This is a genomic window from Bacteroides sp. AM54-2NS (genome assembly GCF_003602935.1).
GTDB lineage: Bacteria > Bacteroidota > Bacteroidia > Bacteroidales > Bacteroidaceae > Bacteroides > Bacteroides xylanisolvens.
The window spans coordinates 20995-41773 of the sequence record NZ_QTMZ01000021.1 but is presented as its reverse complement, the minus strand read 5'-3'; the positions used below and the strand labels follow the sequence as shown (position 1 = coordinate 41773).

The following is a 20779-nucleotide window of genomic DNA, read 5'->3' as shown; positions in this document are numbered from 1 at the left end:
ATTCACGACCATTTATTCAAAGCAGAGAGATTTATAATCTGGAGCGTTCTTTAAAACATTTCAATATTAACCTGTAAAACAATCATTTACGATTAATTTGATTGAATTATAGGGATGCAGTGTCACTACTTCATACGGTATGACAGATACGATGGGGCGTATGCACTCAGACACTCAGTTCGCTGGTTCTTCATCTGTTCCTGCTCACGTAGAAACGATGGGATTCCTGGGAATTGGTAACAACCTGATGGTAGGTTGTACAGTAGCTTGTGCTGTTGACATAGCTCAGGCTTTGGGTAAGTAATTTATTACTTTTATACATAAGGAGAGTGCTCAATACAGCACTCTCCTATTTTTATTTAAAAACAAAAACTTTTGGAATAGCGTTTCCATTCTATATTTATTAAAAGATATTGGCATAAACACCAAAGAATTATTATATAACAATGCTAATTTATCAACTGAACTTTGTTGGATATAAACTATCTGCATAAGCTCATAATCAATAAAATTATGGAATACATCAACGAATTTCACAAGCAATGGATAGAGCGTACTCGCAAGTCAATAGCATTATGGAGCAAGCAGCCAGCCTCATTAGAAGAAAAAAGGAAGCAACAAGAACGTTTGGATCAACAGAGAGCTATAAGAGAAGGCAAATTGAAGAGTTAATTTCATTTGCCAATTCAGACGATTTATGGATCCCCCCTCTAATTTGAATATAGAATTCTTAAGTAAAGATGGAGAAAATGAGTCTATACAGGAGATGAAGATATAGTTGTAAAGCTGAACAACTTTAAGTACACAGGCGATACTTTATGGAATAGATGGAGATTTGTATTTTATTGATATACAATTAGATTGAGAGCTCAATCCTAACGAAAGTTCTATTTGAGAACTATTATACAGCTTCGCTTGTTTATATAACAGATACTAAACATTATACAACAATGCTACTCACATTCTTAAATACACTCGCCACTATCATCAGTGTCATCAGTCTACTGATTGTGACCTATGGTGTGCTCGTTGGTTTCGTTGCCTTCCTGCGCAATGAGATAAAACGGTTCAACGGAACTTATACTATTAATAATATCCGGCAACTTAGAGCAGATTTCGGCAGTTACCTCTTACTAGGACTGGAATTCCTTATCGCATCCGACATACTGAAAACTGTAGTTGATCCTACTTTGGATGAACTGGCGATCTTGGGCGGAGTAGTTGTAGTAAGAACTATACTTTCCGTGTTTTTGAATAAAGAGATTAAAGAATTGGCAAAAGATGATTCTGTCAAGGACATAAAGAAAATATAAGATAGGTCAGCATTATTAAATGTCTCCAAAGCTGCATATTTTTATTACCGGATATTTCTACTTTTAGCTACCTTTGCAAAAGCAAATCCTTTATAAAGAAGCTAAAAGAAAAATATCCATGCATCTGATTATATATAGCTCATTTTTATACTCTATGCAACTCCAAGCAGTTCCACTTCGAATATCAATGTCGAGTAAGCAGGAATAGAATCAAAAGATTTAATACCATATCCCATTGCATAAGGTATATAGATAATCCATTTATCTCCAACGTGCATTTTCTGAAGTGCTACCTGCCATCCTTCTATTACATCACTAAGACGTAAGGCATCAGGACAAGTACGTTCATAAGAATTATCAAATACCCGGCCATCAATCAGACTTCCTTTGTAATGCACGGTAACAATACTCCGCGCACCCGGAGAAATCGTACCTTCACCAGTTTCCAAAACTTTGTAATAAATTCCACACGGCAACGCAAAAACACCTTCCTGAAATGACAGCTTTTTCAGAAATCGTCGATTGGCCTCTTTGTATTCTTTCTTTTTCCCCATAAATAAATTGATTAAGAACTTGCAAAAATAATCAGAATAACAAAGGATTTAGCATAAAAACTGTATATTTGTTTGTTGAACTATAAAAAAACTCATCGCTATGGGACTAACAAAGACTACACGTAGCATTAGTGCTACCGGACTACTCCTACTTATCATGATGACTGTGGGCCTATATTCATGCACACGTACTCAAAAAGACATCATTCCTTCTGCCGATTATGCACCGTATGTAAATGCGTATACGGGAGGAGTTATTTCACAGAATTCAACCATACGCATAGAGTTGACCCATGACCAACCCATGGTGGATCTGAACAGTGAGTTAAAAAACAATCCGTTCAGCTTTTCCCCTTCATTAAAAGGAAAAGCATACTGGGTAAGCAACAACACCATTGAGTTTGTGCCGGAAGAAGGAACATTGAAACCGGGAACGCTCTACGAAGGAACTTTCCAACTGGGAGACTTCATCGAAGTGGACAAAAAACTAAAAGAGTTCAACTTCTCATTCCGTGTGCAGGAACGTAACTTCACTTTGCAGTTGGAGTCGTTACCAATTACAGCTACCCAACCGGATGAAATAAATATTAAAGGAGAAATACGCTTCAGCGATGTAGTGAAAAAAGAGGAAGTGGAAAAGATGCTGACTGCCAGCGATGGCAAGAAGAGTTATCCGGTAGAAGTCACCGCGACAGACAACCTTACCCGGTATCAGTTCAACATCAGACAAATACCCAGAGAAGCTGATGATTACCCATTGACCATTACAGCCAATGGTAACCCAGCCGGCATTGACCGCAAACAAAGCGAAGAAGTGCTGATACCGGCTAAAGATTGCTTCCGTTTTATGTCTGCCGAACGCATTGAACAACCGGAAAACGGAATTGAGATTGTTTTCTCCGCTCCTTTATCCACTACCCAGGATTTAAAAGGACTGATTGAGATTCCGGAAGTCTCCTCATCTATCTTCCAAATCAGCGAGAACAGAGTCTTCATCTATTTCGAAGCAAACACACAGAACAAACTGACGTTGAATATCCATGAAGGAGTCAAAGACAGTCAAGGTAAAGCGCTGGGCACTTCTCATACGATCTCGTTCAGTGAAGTAAGTCTGAAACCACAGGTAGAAATGTCTACCTCCGCCGCTATCCTGCCCGATTCGAAAAGTCTGATTATTCCTTTCAGGGCTGTCAATCTATATGCTGTGGATTTGAGCGTGATCCGCATCTTCGAGAATAATGTATTGATGTTCATGCAAACCAATTCACTCGCCTCGGCCAATGAACTACGCCGCTCGGGAAGACTGGTTTACAAGAAAACATTGTGGCTTGCCAAAGATGCTTCCAAAGACATTCATCATTGGGGGGATTACTCAATAGATCTTGCCGGGTTGATTCATCAGGAGCCGGGTGCCATATACCGTGTCATACTTTCATTCCGTCAGGAATACTCCGCTTATCCTTGTGGAGGAAACGAGAATCAGGATATGAAATTCGCCGACAATAACACATCCGACGGGTTGACCAAAGTAAGCGGAAGTGTCTTGTCTGAAGAAGATGAAGCCATCTGGAATACGCCCGAAGCTTACTATTATTACAACGGAGGAACAATGGACTGGAGCGTGTACCGATGGACGGAACGCGACAATCCATGCCATCCATCTTATTATATGAATTCAGACCGAATTGCTGCATGTAATGTGTTTGCTTCCAATCTAGGAATGATTGTAAAACGGAATTCACTGAACAAACTATGGATTGCCGTAAGCAATATTTTGGACACCAAACCGATAGGGAAAGCACAAGTAACAGCATATAACTTCCAGTTACAGCCTATAGGAAAGGGAGAGACCAATGGAGACGGGTTCGTTGAAATCGCTCCGAAGGGCGTACCTTTCATTATCGTGGCAGAATCGGAAAAGCAAAAGGCGTATGTGCGTGTCGTAGACGGTGAAGAACAGTCCGTCAGCAGATTCGATGTAGGAGGAAAAGATATTCAAAAGGGATTGAAAGGATTCATATATGGCGAAAGAGGAGTATGGCGACCGGGAGACACGTTGCATATCTCCTTTATATTGGAAGACCGCGAAAAGAGAATCCCCGACAAGCATCCCGTAGCACTGGAAATATACAATCCGAGAGGACAGTTCTACACCAAAATGATTTCAACGCAAGGAATGAACGGATTTTACACATTCGACGTTCCGACACAGGCTACAGATCCAACCGGGCTCTGGAATGCATATATTAAAGTAGGAGGAACCACCTTCCACAAAGGTCTGCGTATCGAAACCATAAAGCCCAACCGCTTGAAAATAAACCTGGCATTGCCGAAGATTCTTCAAGCTACGGACAAGGATGTCTACGCTCCACTCACTTCAACCTGGTTGACAGGAGCCACTGCCTCCAAATTGAAAGCTAAAATAGAAATGTCTTTATCTAAAGTGAATACACAGTTCAAGAATTACGGACAATATATCTTCAATAATCCGGCCACGAATTTCACAACTATCAAAACTGATGTATTCGACGGTACACTGGATGCAGAAGGAAAAGTCAGCGTCACACTGAAAGTTCCGACCGCAACCGAAGCACCGGGTATGTTGAATGCAACTTTCACCACCCGTGTATTCGAACCGGGAGAAGATGCCAGCATCTATACCCAAACAATCCCGTTCTCGCCATTTACATCTTACGTCGGTATCAACTTGAACCAACCGAAAGGCAAATATATTGAAACGGACAAAGATCACGTATTCGATATTGTGACTGTAAACACGCAGGGACAGTTAGTGAACCGTACTAATCTGGAATACAAAATATATCGCATCGGCTGGAGCTGGTGGTGGGAGAACAGCAGTGAATCTTTTGGCACTTACATCAACAACAGTTCCATCACACCTGTTGCCAGCGGCAACTTACAGACAAGAGGCGGAAAAGCATCCTTCAAGTTCCGCGTCGATTATCCGTCATGGGGACGCTACCTGGTTTACGTAAAAGACAAAGAGAGCGGACATGCCACTGGAGGAACCGTTTATATAGACTGGCCGGAATGGCGCGGACGTTCGAGCAAAACAGATCCCAGCGGCATCAAGATGCTTGCTTTCTCTCTGAACAAAGATTCATACGAAATTGGAGAAACAGCCACAGCCATTATTCCTGCGGCAGCGGGAGGACGTGCACTGGTATCCATTGAAAACGGTTCGACAGTTTTGCGTCAGGAATGGATAGAAGTCTCCAACGGAGGAGATACGAAATATACATTCAAGATTACGCCGGAGATGACTCCGAACGTATATTTGCATATTAGTCTGCTACAGCCTCACGCACAAACAGTCAACGACCTGCCTATCCGTATGTACGGCGTTGTTCCGGTATTTGTCACTAACAGTCAGACAGTATTGCAACCACAGATACAGATGCCGGAAGTGTTACGCCCGGAAACCAACTTCAACGTGACCGTCAGCGAAAAGAGCGGTAAACCGATGACTTATACATTGGCGATTGTAGACGACGGTTTATTGGATCTTACCAACTTCAAGACCCCGGACCCATGGAATGATTTCTATTCACGCGAAGCGCTTGGCATCCAGACATGGGATATGTATGATAATGTATTGGGAGCTTCTGCCGGAAGCTACAGTTCGCTTTTCAGCACAGGTGGAGACGCCACACTGAAACCTGCCGATGCTAAAGCAAACCGTTTTAAACCGGTAGTCAAGTTTATAGGTCCTTTCTATCTGGGAAAAGGAAAGAGCCAGACGCATACATTGAACTTCCGATGTACGTAGGTTCGGTACGTGCCATGGTGGTTGCCGGACAGGACGGTGCTTATGGCAATGCGGAAAAGACTGCCTTCGTACGAACTCCATTGATGATGTTGTCTACTTTGCCCGTGTGCTTAGTATTCAGGAAGAAATTACCGTTCCGGTCAATATCTTTGCGATGGAGAATCAAGTAAAGAATGTGACCGTATCCCTTCAGGCATCCGGTGGAGGAGTACAGATTGTAGGAACTAACCAACAATCGCTCAAATTCACCCAACCGGGAGACCAGCTTGTCTTCTTTACCTTAAAAACAGGCAGCAAAACCGGAAAGGCTACGATCCACCTGACAGCAAATGGCAGCGGACAACAAACCAAAGAAACCATTGAAATAGACGTACGCAATCCGAATCCGGTAGTAACTCTGCGCAACAGTCAATGGATAGAAACCGGACAAAGCAAAGATTTGTCATACAACCTAAGCAGTTCTTCCACAAATAATCAGATCAAGCTGGAAGTATCCCGCATACCTTCGGTAGATATAAGCCGTCGGTTCGACTTCTTATACAATTATCAGCACCATTGCACGGAGCAGTTGACTTCCAAGGCTCTGCCTCTTCTGTTTGTCGCTCAATTCAAGACGATAGATAAGACGGAAGCCGAAAAGATAAAGACGAATGTACAGGAAGCTATCCGGCAGATTTATGGTCGTCAGCTCCCCAACGGCGGATTTGTATATTGGCCGGGGAATGCTGTTGCCGACGAATGGATCAGTTCTTATGCAGGAATGTTCCTGACGCTGGTGCAAGAAAAAGGATATGCCGTTCATGCGAACGTACTGAACAAGTGGAAGCGCTTCCAACGTGCAGCCGCACAAAACTGGCGTATGCCGCAGGAAGCAAGCGGTTGGCAGCAATGGCAGTCGGAATTGCAACAAGCCTTCCGTTTATATACCCTTGCATTGGCAGGAGTACCGGAATATGGAGCTATGAACCGAATGAAAGAACAGACCGGATTATCTATTCAGGCCAAATGGAGACTGGCAGCCGCATACGCACTGACCGGAAAGATGAAACCGGCTGAAGAACTTGTGTATAATGTAGAAACAACGGTGAACCCCTACTCTTCCATGAATCAGATTTACGGTTCTTCCGATCGTGACGAAGCAATGATTTTGGAAACACTCATCCTGATGAACCGGGAACGGGATGCTTTGCAACAAGCGAAAGTCGTTTCTAAGAATCTGTCACAAGAGGATTGGTTCAGCACACAGTCCACCGCTTTTGCTCTGATGGCAATGGGACGTCTGGCAGAAAAGTTATCAGGCACACTGGATTTTGTGTGGTCATGGAACGACAAACAGCAACCGGCTGTAAAATCAGCCAAAGCTGTGTTTGAAAAAGAGATCGCTACCACTCCAAAATCCGGCACTGTTTCTGTTAAGAATCAAGGAAAGGGAGCGCTTAGCGTAGACCTTATCACACGTACGCAGTTATTAAACGATACGTTACCGGCTATCAGCGATAACCTCCGCATGGATATAAGATATGCTAACCTGAACGGTACACCGCTCTCTGTCAATGACATCATACAGGGAACTGACTTTATGGCTATCACCTCAATATCCAATATCAGCGGTACTTCCGATTACACTAATCTGGCACTGACGCATATCATACCGTCCGGTTGGGAAATATACAATGAAAGAATGGTTGCTCCCGAAACGGAAAACGCAGCAGCCGACGGCTCCGGTCAATCAGTCAGCAAGTACAGCTATCAGGATATACGTGATGACAGGGTGTTGACCTATTTCAATCTGCGCCGCGGTGAGACAAAGGTATTCACTGTCAGGTTACAAGCGACCTATGCTGGTAACTTTATTCTCCCTGCCGTTCAATGTGAAGCGATGTATGATGTAAACGTACAGGCACGAAGCAAAGCAGGAAGAACCATTGTCAGTCGATAATACTTGGCACGGATTACACGGATTTCACGGTTCTACTCGTTCACTTAAACCGCGTAATCCGTGTAATCCGTGCCTAATTATTTCACACCTTATTATTTCGTACTTAATCATTTGTCATAAAGATATGTCTCTTAGCTTTTAATATTTAAATGAATCCTATAAAATTCTTCAAACGATTATCTGTCACTAAGAAAGTAATGACTATAAGCATTACTCTTTTGATGATAGGGTATATCTTTTGCCTTCCCCGGCAACTGTTTCATGTACCCTACTCTACCGTTGTGACTGATCGAAATGAAGAATTATTGGGAGCACGCATCGCCTCGGACGGTCAATGGAGGTTTCCTCCCCGAAAGACAACACCCGAAAAAATCAAGCAATGCCTCATTACCTTTGAAGACAAACACTTTTATCACCACTGGGGAGTTAATCCGTTAGCTACCGGAAGGGCACTTTATCAAAATTTAAAGAACAAACGTGTCGTAAGCGGAGGAAGTACCCTTACCATGCAAACCATTCGTCTCGCCCGGAACAAGCCCAGAACTCTCGGAGAGAAAGTCGTTGAAATGATATGGGCTACCCGTCTGGAATTCCGAACTTCCAAAGAGGAAATCTTATCCATGTATGTCTCTCATGCGCCATTCGGAGGAAATGTTGTAGGATTGGATGCTGCTGCCTGGCGTTACTTTGGTCATTCTGCCGAAGATTTATCATGGGCGGAATCGGCCATGCTGGCTGTCCTGCCCAATGCCCCCGCCATGATCCATCTATCCAAAGGACGAAAGACACTACTTTCCAAACGCAACCGTTTATTAAAGCAACTTTTTGAAGAAGAGATTATCGATGCGTCCACCTACGAATTAGCTGTCAGCGAACCGTTACCCGACGAGCCGCATCCGCTTCCTCAAATAGCTCCCCACCTAGTCAGTCGTTTCTATCAGGAAAGAAACGGGCTATATACCGTTCAACTATTGACAGAGGGATACAAACCCACATAGAGAGTTTGGCAGAACGGTGGAGCAACGAGTTTTATCGAAGTGATATCCGCAACCTGGCAATTCTGGTTATCGACATTCCCACCAATCAAGTAGTAGCATACTGCGGAAATGTACATTTCGACCGTAAACAAGGAGGAAACCAGGTAGATGTGATCCAAGCTCCCAGAAGTACAGGCAGTATTTTAAAACCTTTTCTCTACAATGCCATGCTACAGGAAGGAAGTTTATTGCCGAAAATGCTGTTACCGGATGTACCGGTTAATATCAACGGATTTACTCCTCAAAACTTCAGTATGCAGTTTGAAGGAGCTGTTCCCGCTTCCGAAGCCCTTGCCCGTTCGTTGAATATCCCGGCTGTAACCATGTTACAAAGATATGGAGTACCCAAGTTTCACCATTTGTTGCAACAGATGGGATTCAAGACTATCAATCGGGCGGCTTCTCATTATGGTTTGTCACTGATTTTAGGAGGTGCAGAAGCAACATTATGGGATGTAACGAATGCCTATGCACAAATGGGACGAAGCCTTTCCAGCAACAGCCCCTCCCCGACCGTATCTCAAGGAAAGGAAGCACAGATACTACTGGAAACAGAAAATACAGAGCAAATAAACAATGATACGAAGCAAACAAGCCGTAATCATAAAAGCAATCATAACAAGCAGAAAAAACGAGAACAAAGTAACTCCAGTCCTCTCTCCGTAGAAGAGGATTCGGAAGAAATCACTTCGGCTAAAGCAGGAGCAGCCTGGCTTACCCTCTCCGCCTTAACAGAAGTCAACCGTCCCGAAGAGATTGACTGGAAATCAATTCCATCCATGCAGACTATCGCATGGAAAACCGGAACCAGCTACGGATTCCGTGATGCGTGGGCAGTGGGGGTCACTCCGCGCTATGCAGTAGGCGTATGGGTAGGCAATGCAACCGGAGAAGGAAAGCCCGGATTGGTTGGTGCACAAACTGCCGGTCCCGTATTATTCGACATATTCAGTTATCTCCCTTCTTCATCCTGGTTCGAACGTCCCACAGGCGTTTTCGTTGATGCAGAAATATGCCGCCAGTCCGGTCATCTGAAAGGACGTTTCTGTGAAGAAACTGATACCGTATTGATTCTTCCTGCCGGATTACGGACAGAGGCTTGTCCTTACCATCATCTCGTCACTCTATCTGCTGACGAAAGCCACCGCATCTATGAAAACTGTGCAAATACCGAACCTACCATTCAGAAATCATGGTTTGCCCTGCCACCTGTATGGGAATGGTACTATAAGCAGCACCATCCGGAATACAAGCCACTGCCACCTTTCAAAGCCGGCTGTGGAGAAGATTCTTTCCAATCCATGCAGTTCATCTACCCTCCGATGAACGCCCATATCAAGTTGCCCAAACAATTGGACGGCAGTAAAGGGTTTCTCACGGTCGAACTGGCACACAGCAACCCCAATGCGACTATCTTCTGGCATCTTGACGACACTTATCAGACACAGACGCAGGATTTCCACAAAATTTCCCTGCAACCCGCTCCCGGCAAACATTCCCTGACGGCAGTAGACGGAGAAGGCAACACAGTTTCCACTACTTTCTTCATCGAATAAACATCTTATTTTATTATCTTTGCCGCATGAAACAGTTATTAAAAGAAAACGGAGGACTACCGGCATCCATCCTCTGGACACTTGCTATTGTGGCAGGTGTCTCGGTAGCCAACATCTATTATATCCAACCTCTATTAAATATGATACGCCATGAACTTGGCATATCAGAGTTCAGAACTAACCTGATTGCCATGGTCACACAAATAGGCTATGCGGCAGGACTGTTGTTCATCACCCCCTTAGGCGACTTATATAAACGAAAGAAAATCATCCTTGTCAATTTCACCGTCCTAATCTTCTCCCTCTTGACGATTGCCCTGACACGCAGTTTCCATCTGATACTCATCGCTTCATTCCTCACGGGAGTCTGTTCCATGATTCCACAGATATTCATTCCCATAGCCGCCCAGTTTTCCCGTCCGGAACACAAAGGCAGAAACGTAGGAATTGTCTTATCAGGACTATTGACCGGTATTCTGGCTTCACGTGTCGTCAGCGGATTTATCGGTGAACTGATTGGCTGGCGGGAAATGTATCACATCGCTGCAGGCATGATGTTTATCTGCGCGATTGTTGTATTAAAAGTCCTTCCCGATATTCAGACCAACTTCCAGGGAAAATATAGCGATCTGATGAAATCTCTGTTAGCCTTAGTGAAAGAATATCCGCAACTACGCATTTATTCGATTCGGGCGGCACTGAATTTCGGTTCCCTCCTTGCCATGTGGTCCTGTCTGGCTTTTAAAATGGGACAAGCTCCGTTCTTCGCCAACAGCGACGTAATCGGTATGCTGGGACTTTGCGGAGTGGCCGGGGCTTTGACAGCTTCTTTTGTCGGAAGATACGTAAAACGAGTAGGTGTACGCCGCTTCAACTTTATCGGCTGCGGTTTGATTCTCTTTGCATGGTTGTTGTTCTTCGTCGGTGAAAACACCTTTGTCGGTATCATCGTCGGTATCATCATCATTGACATAGGAATGCAATGTATTCAGCTAAGTAACCAGACAAGTATCTTCGAACTGAATCCGCGTGCTTCGAACCGTATTAATACAGTGTTCATGACTACTTACTTTATCGGTGGTTCTATGGGAACATTTCTGGCAGGCAGCTTTTGGCAACTATATGGCTGGCACGGAGTTATCAGTATCGGAGTCGTTTTAACCGGGATTTCTTTATTAATTACGATTTTCTACAAGAAATGAGTCAACAAAACGAACGGTCAAACCGTTTATTACAATAAAACGCCAATGAAATACGGAGTTAACAGACAAATCTTACTTATCACAGCCGGTGCCGTCTGGATTATAGCCGGTGCCAATATTCTGCGAATAGGAATTGTGACCTGGTTAAACACTTCCCAAGATTGGATGTTCAAAATAGGAGAAGCCACCGTGGTTTTCTTATTATTCTTCGTATTGGTTTTCAGAAGGCTCTACTATAAACATACCCAGCGAATCGAGCAAAAGAAAGAACGCCGGAATTGTCCGTTCTCCTTTTTCGATGTGAAAAGCTGGATTACAATGATATTCATGATTTCCCTGGGAATCACCATCCGTAGCTTCCACCTCCTGCCCGAAACGTTCATTTCTGTTTTCTATACCGGATTATCCATCGCCCTCATCCTGACAGGGGTGCTTTTCATCCGTTACTGGTGGATCAGGCGCAAGACTTTTGCCAGTTGAGCCGTCTCCTATATATTCCAATCAAATATAAACATCTAATAATTTTTATTACCTGATGTTTTGAAGCAAAAGATTTCATTCTTTTTTGTTGTATCTTTGCGCGGCTATCAACAAACAGTAGCCGGAAAATAAATAAAAGGTTATAAGAATCAAGATGAAGAAAGCTCCCTCTCCCCTCGTATCGTTGATACCGATTGTTGTACTGGTGTTATTATTGTTTGCCACTATCCGTACCTTTGGCAGTGATGCCCTAAGCGGCGGAAGTCAAGTGTCATTGCTTACCACTACAGCCATTTGTATCCTGATCGGTATGGTGTTTTATAAGATTCCCTGGAAAGATTACGAGCTCGCCATCACTAACAATATTGCCGGAGTGGCAACAGCCATCATCATTCTGTTGATAATCGGTGCGTTGAGTGGCATTTGGATGATTAGCGGAGTAGTGCCGACTTTAATCTATTACGGGATGCAAATTATCCATCCCAGTTTCTTCCTGGCATCGACCTGCATCATCTGCGCGTTGATTTCTGTAATGACCGGAAGTTCGTGGACCACCATTGCCACTATCGGTATTGCATTGATGGGTATCGGAAAGGCGCAAGGCTTTGAAGATGGATGGATTGCCGGAGCTATCATTTCGGGGGCATACTTCGGGGATAAAATATCTCCTTTATCCGAAACCACTATCCTGGCGTCTTCCATCACAGACACTCCCCTGTTCCGTCACATTCGTTATATGATGATTACTACGGTACCGTCTCTTATCATCACGCTGATTATTTTCACAGTGGCAGGACTTTCCCATGATGCCAGCAATACACAACATATTGCGGAGGTGGCAACCGCTTTGAACGAAAAGTTTCATATCACTCCGTGGTTGTTAATAGTTCCTGTTGTAACCGGAATACTGATAGCACGGAAAGTACCCTCTATCGTTACGCTGTTCCTATCCACTCTGCTGGCTGGTGTCTTTGCTTTGATATTTCAGCCGGAATTGTTGCAAGAGATTTCCGGAGTTGCCGTTTCCGGATTCGATTCTTTATTCAAAGGACTGATGATGACCGTCTATGGAGCGACAAATTTACATACAGACAATGCCGTTCTGACAGATTTAATCGCTACACGTGGGATGGCGGGAATGATGAATACGATTTGGCTGATTCTGTGCGCCATGTGTTTTGGCGGGGCAATGACAGCAAGCGGTATGCTGGGAAGTATCACTTCCATCTTCGTCCGCTTCATGAAGAAAACAGTCAGCGTGGTTGGAGCGACAGTCTGCTCCGGCCTGTTTCTTAATCTGACAACTGCCGACCAATACATCAGTATCATTCTGACGGGAAATATGTTTCGCGATATTTATGCCAAGAAAGGGTATGAAAGTTGCTTACTAAGCCGTACGACGGAAGATGCAGTAACCGTTACATCCGTATTGATTCCGTGGAATAGTTGCGGAATGACACAAGCTACTATCTTGAGTGTACCCACACTTGTGTATCTACCTTATTGTTTTTTCAACATTATCAGCCCCTTAATGAGTATCACTGTGGCAGCCATCGGATATAAAATTGCAAGACGTTCGTGAACAATCTGGCATACACTTTGTTTTTGCAATAAACGAACAACGTATTAAACCTAAACAAAAAAAAGTTATGAAAAAGTTTATTGCATTAGTAGCATTAGTATTAGTAAGTGCAAGCACAATGATGTATGCACAAGAAAGTAACGCAGCAGCACGCCGCGCAGAAAGAAAAGCTCAAAGAGATGCAGAAAGAGCAAAACTCCGTGCCGAAGAAGAGGTGCAGGACATGGCAGCCTATCAACAAGCTGTACAGGCTTTGAAGAACAAGCAATTTGTATTGGAAGCTAATCAAGTTGTCTTCCGCAACGGTATGAGTGCTTTTGTTACTTCAAACACCAACTTCGTCTTGATGAACGGCAACAGAGCTACCGTACAGACTGCTTTCAACACTCCTTACCCAGGTCCTAACGGAATCGGTGGTGTTACAGTAGATGGTAATTCTTCGGATATGAAGATGAATATCGACAAAAAAGGAAATGTGAACTGCTCATTCAGCGTTCAGGGTATCGGCATCTCCGCTCAAGTATTTATCAATATGAGCAGCGGAAACAATACTGCTTCGGTTAGCATCAGCCCGAACTTCAGCAACAATAACCTGACATTGAACGGAAATATCGTTCCGCTTGACCAGTCAAATATCTTCAAAGGACGTTCCTGGTAATCCGGATACAAGAATCTTATCATAACTCCGCTACAAATCGCGCAAAATGCGTACATTTGTAGCGGAGTTTTTTTATTCATCATTGCTTATGAGAGAATTTATCATCGCAGACAATCAGGATATCAGTAAGGCAGGAATGATGTTCCTGCTAAGTAAACAAAAGGAAGTATCCCTCCTTTTAGAAGCTGATAACAAGGCTGAACTGATTCAGCAGCTACGATTGCATCCGCAAGCGGTGATTGTATTGGATTATACACTGTTCAATTTTGCCGGGGCGGATGAATTGATTGTCTTGCAGGAAAGATTCAAGGAAGCCGACTGGATTCTATTCTCTGACGAACTTAGCCTGAACTTTCTCCGCCAGGTACTGTTCAGCAGTATGGCTTTCGGGGTAGTGATGAAAGATAATTCAAAAGAAGAAATCATGACTGCCATTCAATGTGCCACCCGCAAACAACGGTATATTTGCAATCATGTCAGCAATCTGTTGCTTTCAGGCACTTCTTCTCCGCTGGCTGCCTCAAACGTAGACGATCATCTGCTGACACAAACGGAGAAGAACATCCTAAAAGAAATTGCATTGGGAAAAACGACGAAAGAGATTGCAGCAGAGAAAAATCTTAGTTCCATACGATAAACAGTCATCGTAAGAATATCTTTCGCAAATTGGGAGTAAATAATGTACATGAAGCTACTAAATATGCGATGAGGGCTGGGATTGTGGATTTAGCGGAATACTACATCTGAGATGCCGCCTTATAAGAATTACCCTACACATCCTATTAGCACAAACTAGTGAACAGTGCCTTTCTCTATTCTATTTCAATCCATTCTGTTTCAGAAGTTGTTCTATTTCCTTTTCTGATATAGACGCTCTATCTGCTTTATCATAAATATAGAGAAGATTCAAAACTGCATCTTGTTGAGAAACGACTAAAGTAAATGTTATAACCCTTGCTCCTCCACTTTTACCTTTTCCTTTTGAAGTTATTTTCATACGAACTTTGCGCAGTCCATGTCCCAAGTCCGTTCCTAGCAGAGGATTCTGTTCTAAATCATCAATCAATGAAACAAAATCCTCCTTAAAAGAGGAATAGTGTTTCGCCAGCCTTTTAGCCTCCCGCTGAAATGTCGGCTTAACTATAATTTCATAATTCATTAATGAACTCTCTTGCAGTCTTTACCTCCAACTTACCTTCCATTGAAAGTTTTACCTCTTTCAGTCCGGCGTCAATCCCTGCTAGAACTTCTTCTTTCGTGATTTCTTCCTCTTCTTTTTCAGCTTCCATTTTTTTCAGTCGTTTCAAATAGTTCTTCACTCGATTGAGCATCTCTTTGTCATTCAAACTCAGGAGTTCCTCCACCAAGTCCAGCTTCAGACTTTTCAATTCCATCGTTGTCATAAGCAATCCTCCTTTATTTATATTCTACGAAACAAAAGTAGTGAAAAATCTCCTGATAATCCAATCTTCACCAATCAAAATAAACTATTTAACAGATGATTTCACCGCTCCCCACACAAACTTTTGCTTCTTCATCATAAATCACCCCAAACTGTCCCGGAGCAATGCCTTGCAACTTTTCGAACGACAAGATGTGAAACTGCTTCCCCCTTTCCTGTATCAGTTTTCCTTTTGTAAATTCGGGAGTGTGGCGAATCTTGAAAGTAATGTCTACCTCCTTCTCCTGACCTTTCCAAGGATTATCAGTAATGAAATGGAAATCATGCATCCGGAATTCATGACCGTATTGTGTCTCTACACCGTAGCCACGAGATACGTAGATAGTATTTTCCTCAATATCCTTCTTAACTACAAACCAGGGACCACCACTCAATCCGAGCCCTTTCCGCTGACCAATTGTGTGGAACCAATAACCGCGATGTGTACCCACTTTCTTTCCGGTTTCCAGTTCAACAATCGCCCCTTCCTTTTCTCCTAAAAAACGACGAACGAAATCATTGTAGTTTATCTTTCCAAGAAAACAAATCCCCTGACTGTCTTTCCTTTTGGCACTAGGCAATCCGGCACGATTTGCAATCTCACGTACCTCCTGCTTCATCAACCCTCCAATGGGAAACATGAGCTTGGAAACTTGCAGGTAATCAATCTGGGCGAGAAAGTCTGTCTGATCTTTCACGGGATCTTTTGCCGTGCCCAGCCAAGTTTTACCATCACATTGCAAGGTGGTGGCATAGTGACCGGTTGCCGTAAAGTCGAAATCTTTCCCGACACGCTGTTCAAAGCAGCCGAATTTGATAAGCTTATTACACATCACGTCCGGATTCGGTGTCAATCCCTGCCGAATTTTATCAATGGCATACGCCGCCACATTCTCCCAATACTCCTGATGTAGGTCCACCACTTCCAAAGACAAACCGTATTTACGTGCCGTTGCAGTAGATAATTCAATATCCTCCTCTGCCGAACAGTCCATATATTCCGCTCCGTCCATACCTATCTTAATGTAAAAAAGAGTAGGCTTATATCCTTGCTCACAAAGGAGATGTACGACAACCGAACTGTCGACACCTCCTGATAATAATGCAGCTATCTCCATGAATAAAAATCCGTCTATTAATAACTTTCTATATTTTAGCTAATACCTATCGAAAACTTTGATGTCACAAAGATAAGGCAAGATTCTCTAACACCCAATCACACATTGAAGGCATTTTTATACCATAAATGTGGTAGATAAGCAAAGTATTTCCTACATTTGCACAGTAAAAAGCTTTTTATGATGACGAAATTAAGAAAGATAATCCTCATACCTGCCCTGATCCTTGTATCTATCAGTGGTTTCTTCTCCTGTGGTGTCGACCGCTGGCCGGAGTATGCCCATCAAACTGCACTGGATACATGGATGTACGACATCATGCAACAGAACTATCTGTGGTATCAAGATCTACCTTCCTACGATGATGTGAATCTGTTTCTGGAACCTGCCTCGTTCTTATCTAAAGTGAAATCAAAAAAAGACAGCTACTCGTTTGTAGATTCTGTGATGGAGGCTCCGCTGCCTACTTATGGATTCGACTATTCACTGGTTCGCAACCCGGACATCGATACTGCCTACAACGCATTGATTACTTATGTAATTCCTGGTTCGCCAGCTGCTGCCGTACTAAAGCGAGGCGACTGGATTGTAAAAGTAGATACATCGTATATCAGCAAAAAATATGAGGCTCAACTACTGCAAGGCACAGGACCTTTGGAAATAACTTTGGGAAAATATCAAAAAGTACCACCTACAGAGCCGCCAGTAGAAGGCGAGGAAGAAGAAGATATTTACCGAGTTGTACCGGTAGGCGACCCTGTAGAAATGGGAGCAGCCGTATCATTGGTAGACAACCCTATTCACTGCAAGAAAATATTAACGTTAACTGATGGAAGTGAAGTCGGTTACCTAATGTACAACAGCTTTACAGCAGGTACTAAAGACAATCCGGAAAAATACAACACCGAATTACGTGAATGGTCGGATGAGCTTGCCCAAAAGAATATCCATCAAGTGATACTCGACCTACGATATAACAAAGGAGGAAGCATTGATTGTACGCAACTATTAAGCACTATTCTTGTGTCTTCTTTTTACCTTGGCCAAACAATGGCATTCTTGGAATATAATGATAAGAATACGGCAAAAGATGCAACTCTGATTTTTAATTCTGATTTATTAGGCACCTCCGGTGGCAAGAACCTGGATTTAACGACTCTTATCGTTTTGATTAGTGGAGAAACGGCAGGAGCTCCGGAAATGTTGATGCATAGCCTGAACGGAAAAATCCAACAGTTAATAGCTATCGGCAGTTCAACCAAAGGACAAAATGTAGCTACGGAACAATTTATCAATGAAGAATTTTTGTGGTCTATCAATCCGGCTGTATGCACTATCTATAATTCAGAACATGACACTTATGGTGGATTCAAACCGACATACGCCGTCAATGCTTCAACCGATTACTTAACTTTCCTACCTTTCGGTGATGAAAAAGAGACTTTGTTGAGTGTAGCTCTCGGGGTATTGAACAAAACTTATCCACCAAAGGACGAGGAAACCGAAGAGACGACAAAAGCGCAAATCAAGATAGAGAAAAGCGTAATAAGTCCGGCAAGTAGACGTTTTAGTAGTAACGGATTACGATTAAAATAAGAAAGGATGAAAAAAATAGCTATTTTATTGCTGGCAATACTGACATTCAGTTGTTCGGATGATGACGAAAAGGGCACAGTAGAGGATAAAGGGCAATGGGCTATGATTTTCAATGAAACCGTCAAGAGCGATTCAAATCCTGTAGATAGAACAGAGAAGTTTATGTTCGATGGCGAGCGCCTGATTCAACATATTATAAAACAACGTTATTTCGAAGAAGAAATCAGTAACGAAGTAAACTTGAGCTACTCTGATAATCAGGTAACAGTTACCACTGACTATCTCACTTTAGTATATACATTAAATAGCGAGGCTATGCCAGTCAATGTGTATACAGTTTGTCTTCACAAAATCGTATTTATCAATTTTCTTACTCTGCAGAAGGATACTTAACCGGAATTGTCGAGAATATTGACGATACAGAATATTCATCAACATCACTTACATACGAGAACGGAGATATAACCTCTATCAGTTCCAAGATGAACGGCCTTGAAAACAAGTTCATTTATGAACCGGGAGAAGAAAGTTCGACATATCATTTGCCCTGCCTCGGTTTATTGGAAATACACCCTCTGACATTCCATATTGAAGCTCTTTACGCAGGGTTATTGGGTAAGGACCCGCGCCATTTCACCATACGCAGTTGTCCTGCAGGAAGTAACGACGAAAAGACAGTCTATTCGTATGGGTTTGATAAAAAAGGAAATCCATCCAGGATGATTTGTCAGACGACCTACGCCGGGGGACAGGCCAGCTATTATCCATACACACGCAACATTTCGGTTTCTTTTGAATAATCTTTCATTCCGAACATCGAATTCTCTTTTAAAGTAGCATAATCACTCTATTTCTGTCAAGAGCAGAATTATAGATTCTTAACCTATAAAGATACTTTTCATGCCTCAACTTTGTTTATTCCGAAACAAAGGCTCTGATTTTACCTAACAAAGGCTCTAACTTCTCCTAACGCAGCGTTTAATGAGTCGTAACGCACCGTCTAATTTTTATAAAGCTGCGGTATAAAACACGTTAATCTCTGGTTTCATCCCTTTTATAAACCGGGATAAAGCTCACGACTCCCAAGGATACAACAAAAAAGGAGAAAGCTTCCGCTCCCTCCTTCTATCGTAGTTTAACCTCAATCTATTTTATGATTCTGTACCAAAGATACAACATTGAAAAGCCAAAGTCAAGTATTCCCGGTTTTATTTCTTGAAAAATTTATCGAAGAACAGAATCTGATAATCAATGGAGTTATTCCAATACTGCCCTGTATGTCCTCCCGGGCGGGTAATAAAATCATGATCGATCTTTCTTTCCAACAGGCGGTTATGCAAATCCTTGTTCACATTCAGGAAGAAATCATCTTCTCCACAATCGACAATGATAGCCAAATCGCCATTCTCTATCTTATCAATCTGATTGATAACGGTGTGATTATCCCATACCGCTTTATTCGATTCATATTCTCCCAACTGTTTAGCCATGTCCCAGTTTTTCGGGAACGGGCGAATATCCATCCCTCCGCTTGTACTTCCACTGGCACCAAACGTATCTTTATGACGGATTGCATTCCACATCGCTCCGTGTCCACCCATACTCAATCCGGTGATGGCGCGTCCCTTACGGTCGGCAATCGTCTTGTAATGTTCGTCGATATACTTCACCAGTTCCGACGAAATAAAAGTTTCATAGCGGAAAGACGGGTTGACCGGACTATCCCAGTACCAACTGGTCTTTCCGTCCGGACAAACGAATATGATTCCTTTTTCATCCGCAATTTGGGGAAGATTCGGTTTAATATCAATCCATGTTTTAGCATTTCCACCATAACCGTGCAACAAATAAATAGTAGGACAAGCCACCGATTTCTTTCCTGATGCAGCATCCGGCGTAACAACGACCACTTGCACTTCCTTATTCATGGAAGGACTTTTAATTAACAAGGTATCTACTTTGGCAGCAAAAGAGGGAGCTACCCAAATTAAAAGAAGAGCAATTAATAGATTTTTTTTCTTTTCCATTGTGTGTTATAAATAGTTAGATATAATTATTCCTCTGGCTCTGCAGCAGGATTAAATTTAGCAACCGGCATTTCAAAGGTTTTATGACACTGTTTACAGGTATAGTTCCAGTGGTTGTCTCCCGGGGGAATGACCATTAATGCAGAAATGATAGCAGCCCCCATAGCACGCCAACGCTTTTCTTTTCTCAAAACCAACTGGATGTCCGATGAACCGCAGTACGGACAAAGCGTTAACTCTTCCGGCCAACTATCGTTATCCTTCAACACTTGGACAGCATTCTCGTAGTCTTCGTCTGCCACCAATATATCCACCCCTGCTATACTACTTACGCAACTTTTATACAAAGTAGAGAAATTCTCATTGTGCAGAATAGACTCGATGCCTTCATTCTCCAATGCTCCCTGAAGGATATGTGCCTTCATCGCATCATTGCAAGTTATCAATTTTACAGTCTTCATAAGGAATCTGTTTTAATATGTCCCA

The 20779-nt window shown here is 42.8% G+C and carries 12 protein-coding genes and 5 pseudogenes; 11 read left to right on the top strand and 6 right to left on the bottom strand.

Going from position 1 to position 20779, the window contains the following annotated elements; all coding sequences use genetic code 11:
- Positions 1 to 130 precede the first annotated feature (130 nt).
- A pseudogene (locus DXA05_RS14180) lies at positions 131 to 304 on the top strand (GGGtGRT protein); the annotation flags it as partial.
- A 646-nt stretch (positions 305 to 950) separates the two neighbouring features.
- Positions 951 to 1313: a DUF1622 domain-containing protein gene (locus tag DXA05_RS14175; RefSeq protein ID WP_008643248.1), complete on the top strand. Its 363-nt coding sequence runs from the start codon at positions 951 to 953 to the stop codon at positions 1311 to 1313.
- A gap of 152 nt (positions 1314 to 1465) precedes the next feature.
- Here DXA05_RS14175 and DXA05_RS14170 read toward each other — a convergent pair whose 3' ends face one another.
- Positions 1466 to 1867 carry an FKBP-type peptidyl-prolyl cis-trans isomerase gene (locus DXA05_RS14170; protein WP_008021699.1) on the bottom strand — a complete coding sequence of 134 codons (402 nt, stop codon included), beginning with the start codon at positions 1865 to 1867 and terminating at the stop codon, positions 1466 to 1468.
- Between the two features lie 100 nt (positions 1868 to 1967).
- On the opposite strand from DXA05_RS14170, the pseudogene DXA05_RS14165 reads away from it, so the two are divergent.
- The 7 genes and pseudogenes from DXA05_RS14165 (at position 1968) to DXA05_RS14130 (ending at position 14858) form a co-directional block, all read left to right on the top strand.
- Positions 1968 to 7596, top strand: a pseudogene (locus DXA05_RS14165) (MG2 domain-containing protein).
- 149 nt (positions 7597 to 7745) lie between these two features.
- Positions 7746 to 10189, top strand: a pseudogene (gene pbpC, locus DXA05_RS14155) (penicillin-binding protein 1C).
- Between the two features lie 26 nt (positions 10190 to 10215).
- Positions 10216 to 11391: an MFS transporter gene (locus tag DXA05_RS14150; RefSeq protein ID WP_128859290.1), complete on the top strand. Its 1176-nt coding sequence runs from the start codon at positions 10216 to 10218 to the stop codon at positions 11389 to 11391.
- Positions 11392 to 11436: 45 nt separating this feature from the next.
- Positions 11437 to 11871: a hypothetical protein gene (locus DXA05_RS14145; RefSeq protein WP_008018526.1), complete on the top strand. Its 435-nt coding sequence runs from the start codon at positions 11437 to 11439 to the stop codon at positions 11869 to 11871.
- A gap of 154 nt (positions 11872 to 12025) precedes the next feature.
- The gene (gene nhaC, locus DXA05_RS14140; protein ID WP_008021690.1) at positions 12026 to 13453 is read left to right on the top strand and encodes a Na+/H+ antiporter NhaC; all 1428 of its coding nucleotides are present in this window, start codon (positions 12026 to 12028) and stop codon (positions 13451 to 13453) included.
- Between the two features lie 67 nt (positions 13454 to 13520).
- Complete coding sequence (locus tag DXA05_RS14135) at positions 13521 to 14111, top strand: DUF4251 domain-containing protein (protein WP_004305931.1); 591 nt, start codon at positions 13521 to 13523, stop codon at positions 14109 to 14111.
- Between the two features lie 88 nt (positions 14112 to 14199).
- A pseudogene (locus tag DXA05_RS14130) lies at positions 14200 to 14858 on the top strand (response regulator transcription factor).
- 70 nt (positions 14859 to 14928) lie between these two features.
- On the opposite strand, the gene DXA05_RS14125 reads toward DXA05_RS14130, so the two are convergent.
- From DXA05_RS14125 to mnmA, 3 genes are all read right to left on the bottom strand, one after another.
- Positions 14929 to 15270 (bottom strand): type II toxin-antitoxin system RelE/ParE family toxin, encoded by a 342-nt coding sequence (locus DXA05_RS14125; RefSeq protein WP_008643242.1) that lies wholly within the window; start codon positions 15268 to 15270, stop codon positions 14929 to 14931.
- Positions 15260 to 15514: a hypothetical protein gene (locus DXA05_RS14120; protein ID WP_121959942.1), complete on the bottom strand. Its 255-nt coding sequence runs from the start codon at positions 15512 to 15514 to the stop codon at positions 15260 to 15262. Before DXA05_RS14120 ends, DXA05_RS14125 begins: the two co-directional genes overlap by 11 nt.
- An 88-nt stretch (positions 15515 to 15602) precedes the next feature.
- Positions 15603 to 16670, bottom strand: a complete 1068-nt coding sequence (gene mnmA, locus DXA05_RS14115; RefSeq protein WP_128859289.1) for a tRNA 2-thiouridine(34) synthase MnmA — start codon at positions 16668 to 16670, stop codon at positions 15603 to 15605.
- A 180-nt stretch (positions 16671 to 16850) separates the two neighbouring features.
- Here mnmA and DXA05_RS14110 point away from each other — a divergent pair, with 180 nt between their 5' ends.
- Together DXA05_RS14110 and DXA05_RS28395 are read left to right on the top strand one after the other, a co-directional pair.
- The gene (locus DXA05_RS14110; RefSeq protein WP_087321393.1) at positions 16851 to 18266 is read left to right on the top strand and encodes a S41 family peptidase; all 1416 of its coding nucleotides are present in this window, start codon (positions 16851 to 16853) and stop codon (positions 18264 to 18266) included.
- Between the two features lie 6 nt (positions 18267 to 18272).
- A pseudogene (locus DXA05_RS28395) lies at positions 18273 to 19066 on the top strand (DUF4595 domain-containing protein).
- Between the two features lie 408 nt (positions 19067 to 19474).
- Here the strand turns inward: DXA05_RS28395 and DXA05_RS14100 are convergent.
- Both DXA05_RS14100 and DXA05_RS14095 read right to left on the bottom strand, forming a co-directional pair.
- Positions 19475 to 20293, bottom strand: a complete 819-nt coding sequence (locus DXA05_RS14100; RefSeq protein WP_087321390.1) for an alpha/beta hydrolase family protein — start codon at positions 20291 to 20293, stop codon at positions 19475 to 19477.
- A gap of 26 nt (positions 20294 to 20319) precedes the next feature.
- The gene (locus tag DXA05_RS14095; protein WP_004319568.1) at positions 20320 to 20754 is read right to left on the bottom strand and encodes a DUF2007 domain-containing protein; all 435 of its coding nucleotides are present in this window, start codon (positions 20752 to 20754) and stop codon (positions 20320 to 20322) included.
- Between the last annotated feature and the right edge of the window lie 25 nt (positions 20755 to 20779).

Coding starts and splice junctions, on each gene's coding strand:
- nhaC (WP_008021690.1), top strand. CDS start 12,026: ATGAAGAAAGCTCCCTCTCCCCTCGTATCGTTGATACCGATTGTTGTA.
- mnmA (WP_128859289.1), bottom strand. CDS start 16,670: ATGGAGATAGCTGCATTATTATCAGGAGGTGTCGACAGTTCGGTTGTC.
- DXA05_RS14135 (WP_004305931.1), top strand. CDS start 13,521: ATGAAAAAGTTTATTGCATTAGTAGCATTAGTATTAGTAAGTGCAAGC.
- DXA05_RS14145 (WP_008018526.1), top strand. CDS start 11,437: ATGAAATACGGAGTTAACAGACAAATCTTACTTATCACAGCCGGTGCC.
- DXA05_RS14120 (WP_121959942.1), bottom strand. CDS start 15,514: ATGACAACGATGGAATTGAAAAGTCTGAAGCTGGACTTGGTGGAGGAA.
- DXA05_RS14125 (WP_008643242.1), bottom strand. CDS start 15,270: ATGAATTATGAAATTATAGTTAAGCCGACATTTCAGCGGGAGGCTAAA.
- DXA05_RS14170 (WP_008021699.1), bottom strand. CDS start 1,867: ATGGGGAAAAAGAAAGAATACAAAGAGGCCAATCGACGATTTCTGAAA.
- DXA05_RS14110 (WP_087321393.1), top strand. CDS start 16,851: ATGATGACGAAATTAAGAAAGATAATCCTCATACCTGCCCTGATCCTT.
- DXA05_RS14150 (WP_128859290.1), top strand. CDS start 10,216: ATGAAACAGTTATTAAAAGAAAACGGAGGACTACCGGCATCCATCCTC.
- DXA05_RS14095 (WP_004319568.1), bottom strand. CDS start 20,754: ATGAAGACTGTAAAATTGATAACTTGCAATGATGCGATGAAGGCACAT.
- DXA05_RS14175 (WP_008643248.1), top strand. CDS start 951: ATGCTACTCACATTCTTAAATACACTCGCCACTATCATCAGTGTCATC.
- DXA05_RS14100 (WP_087321390.1), bottom strand. CDS start 20,293: ATGGAAAAGAAAAAAAATCTATTAATTGCTCTTCTTTTAATTTGGGTA.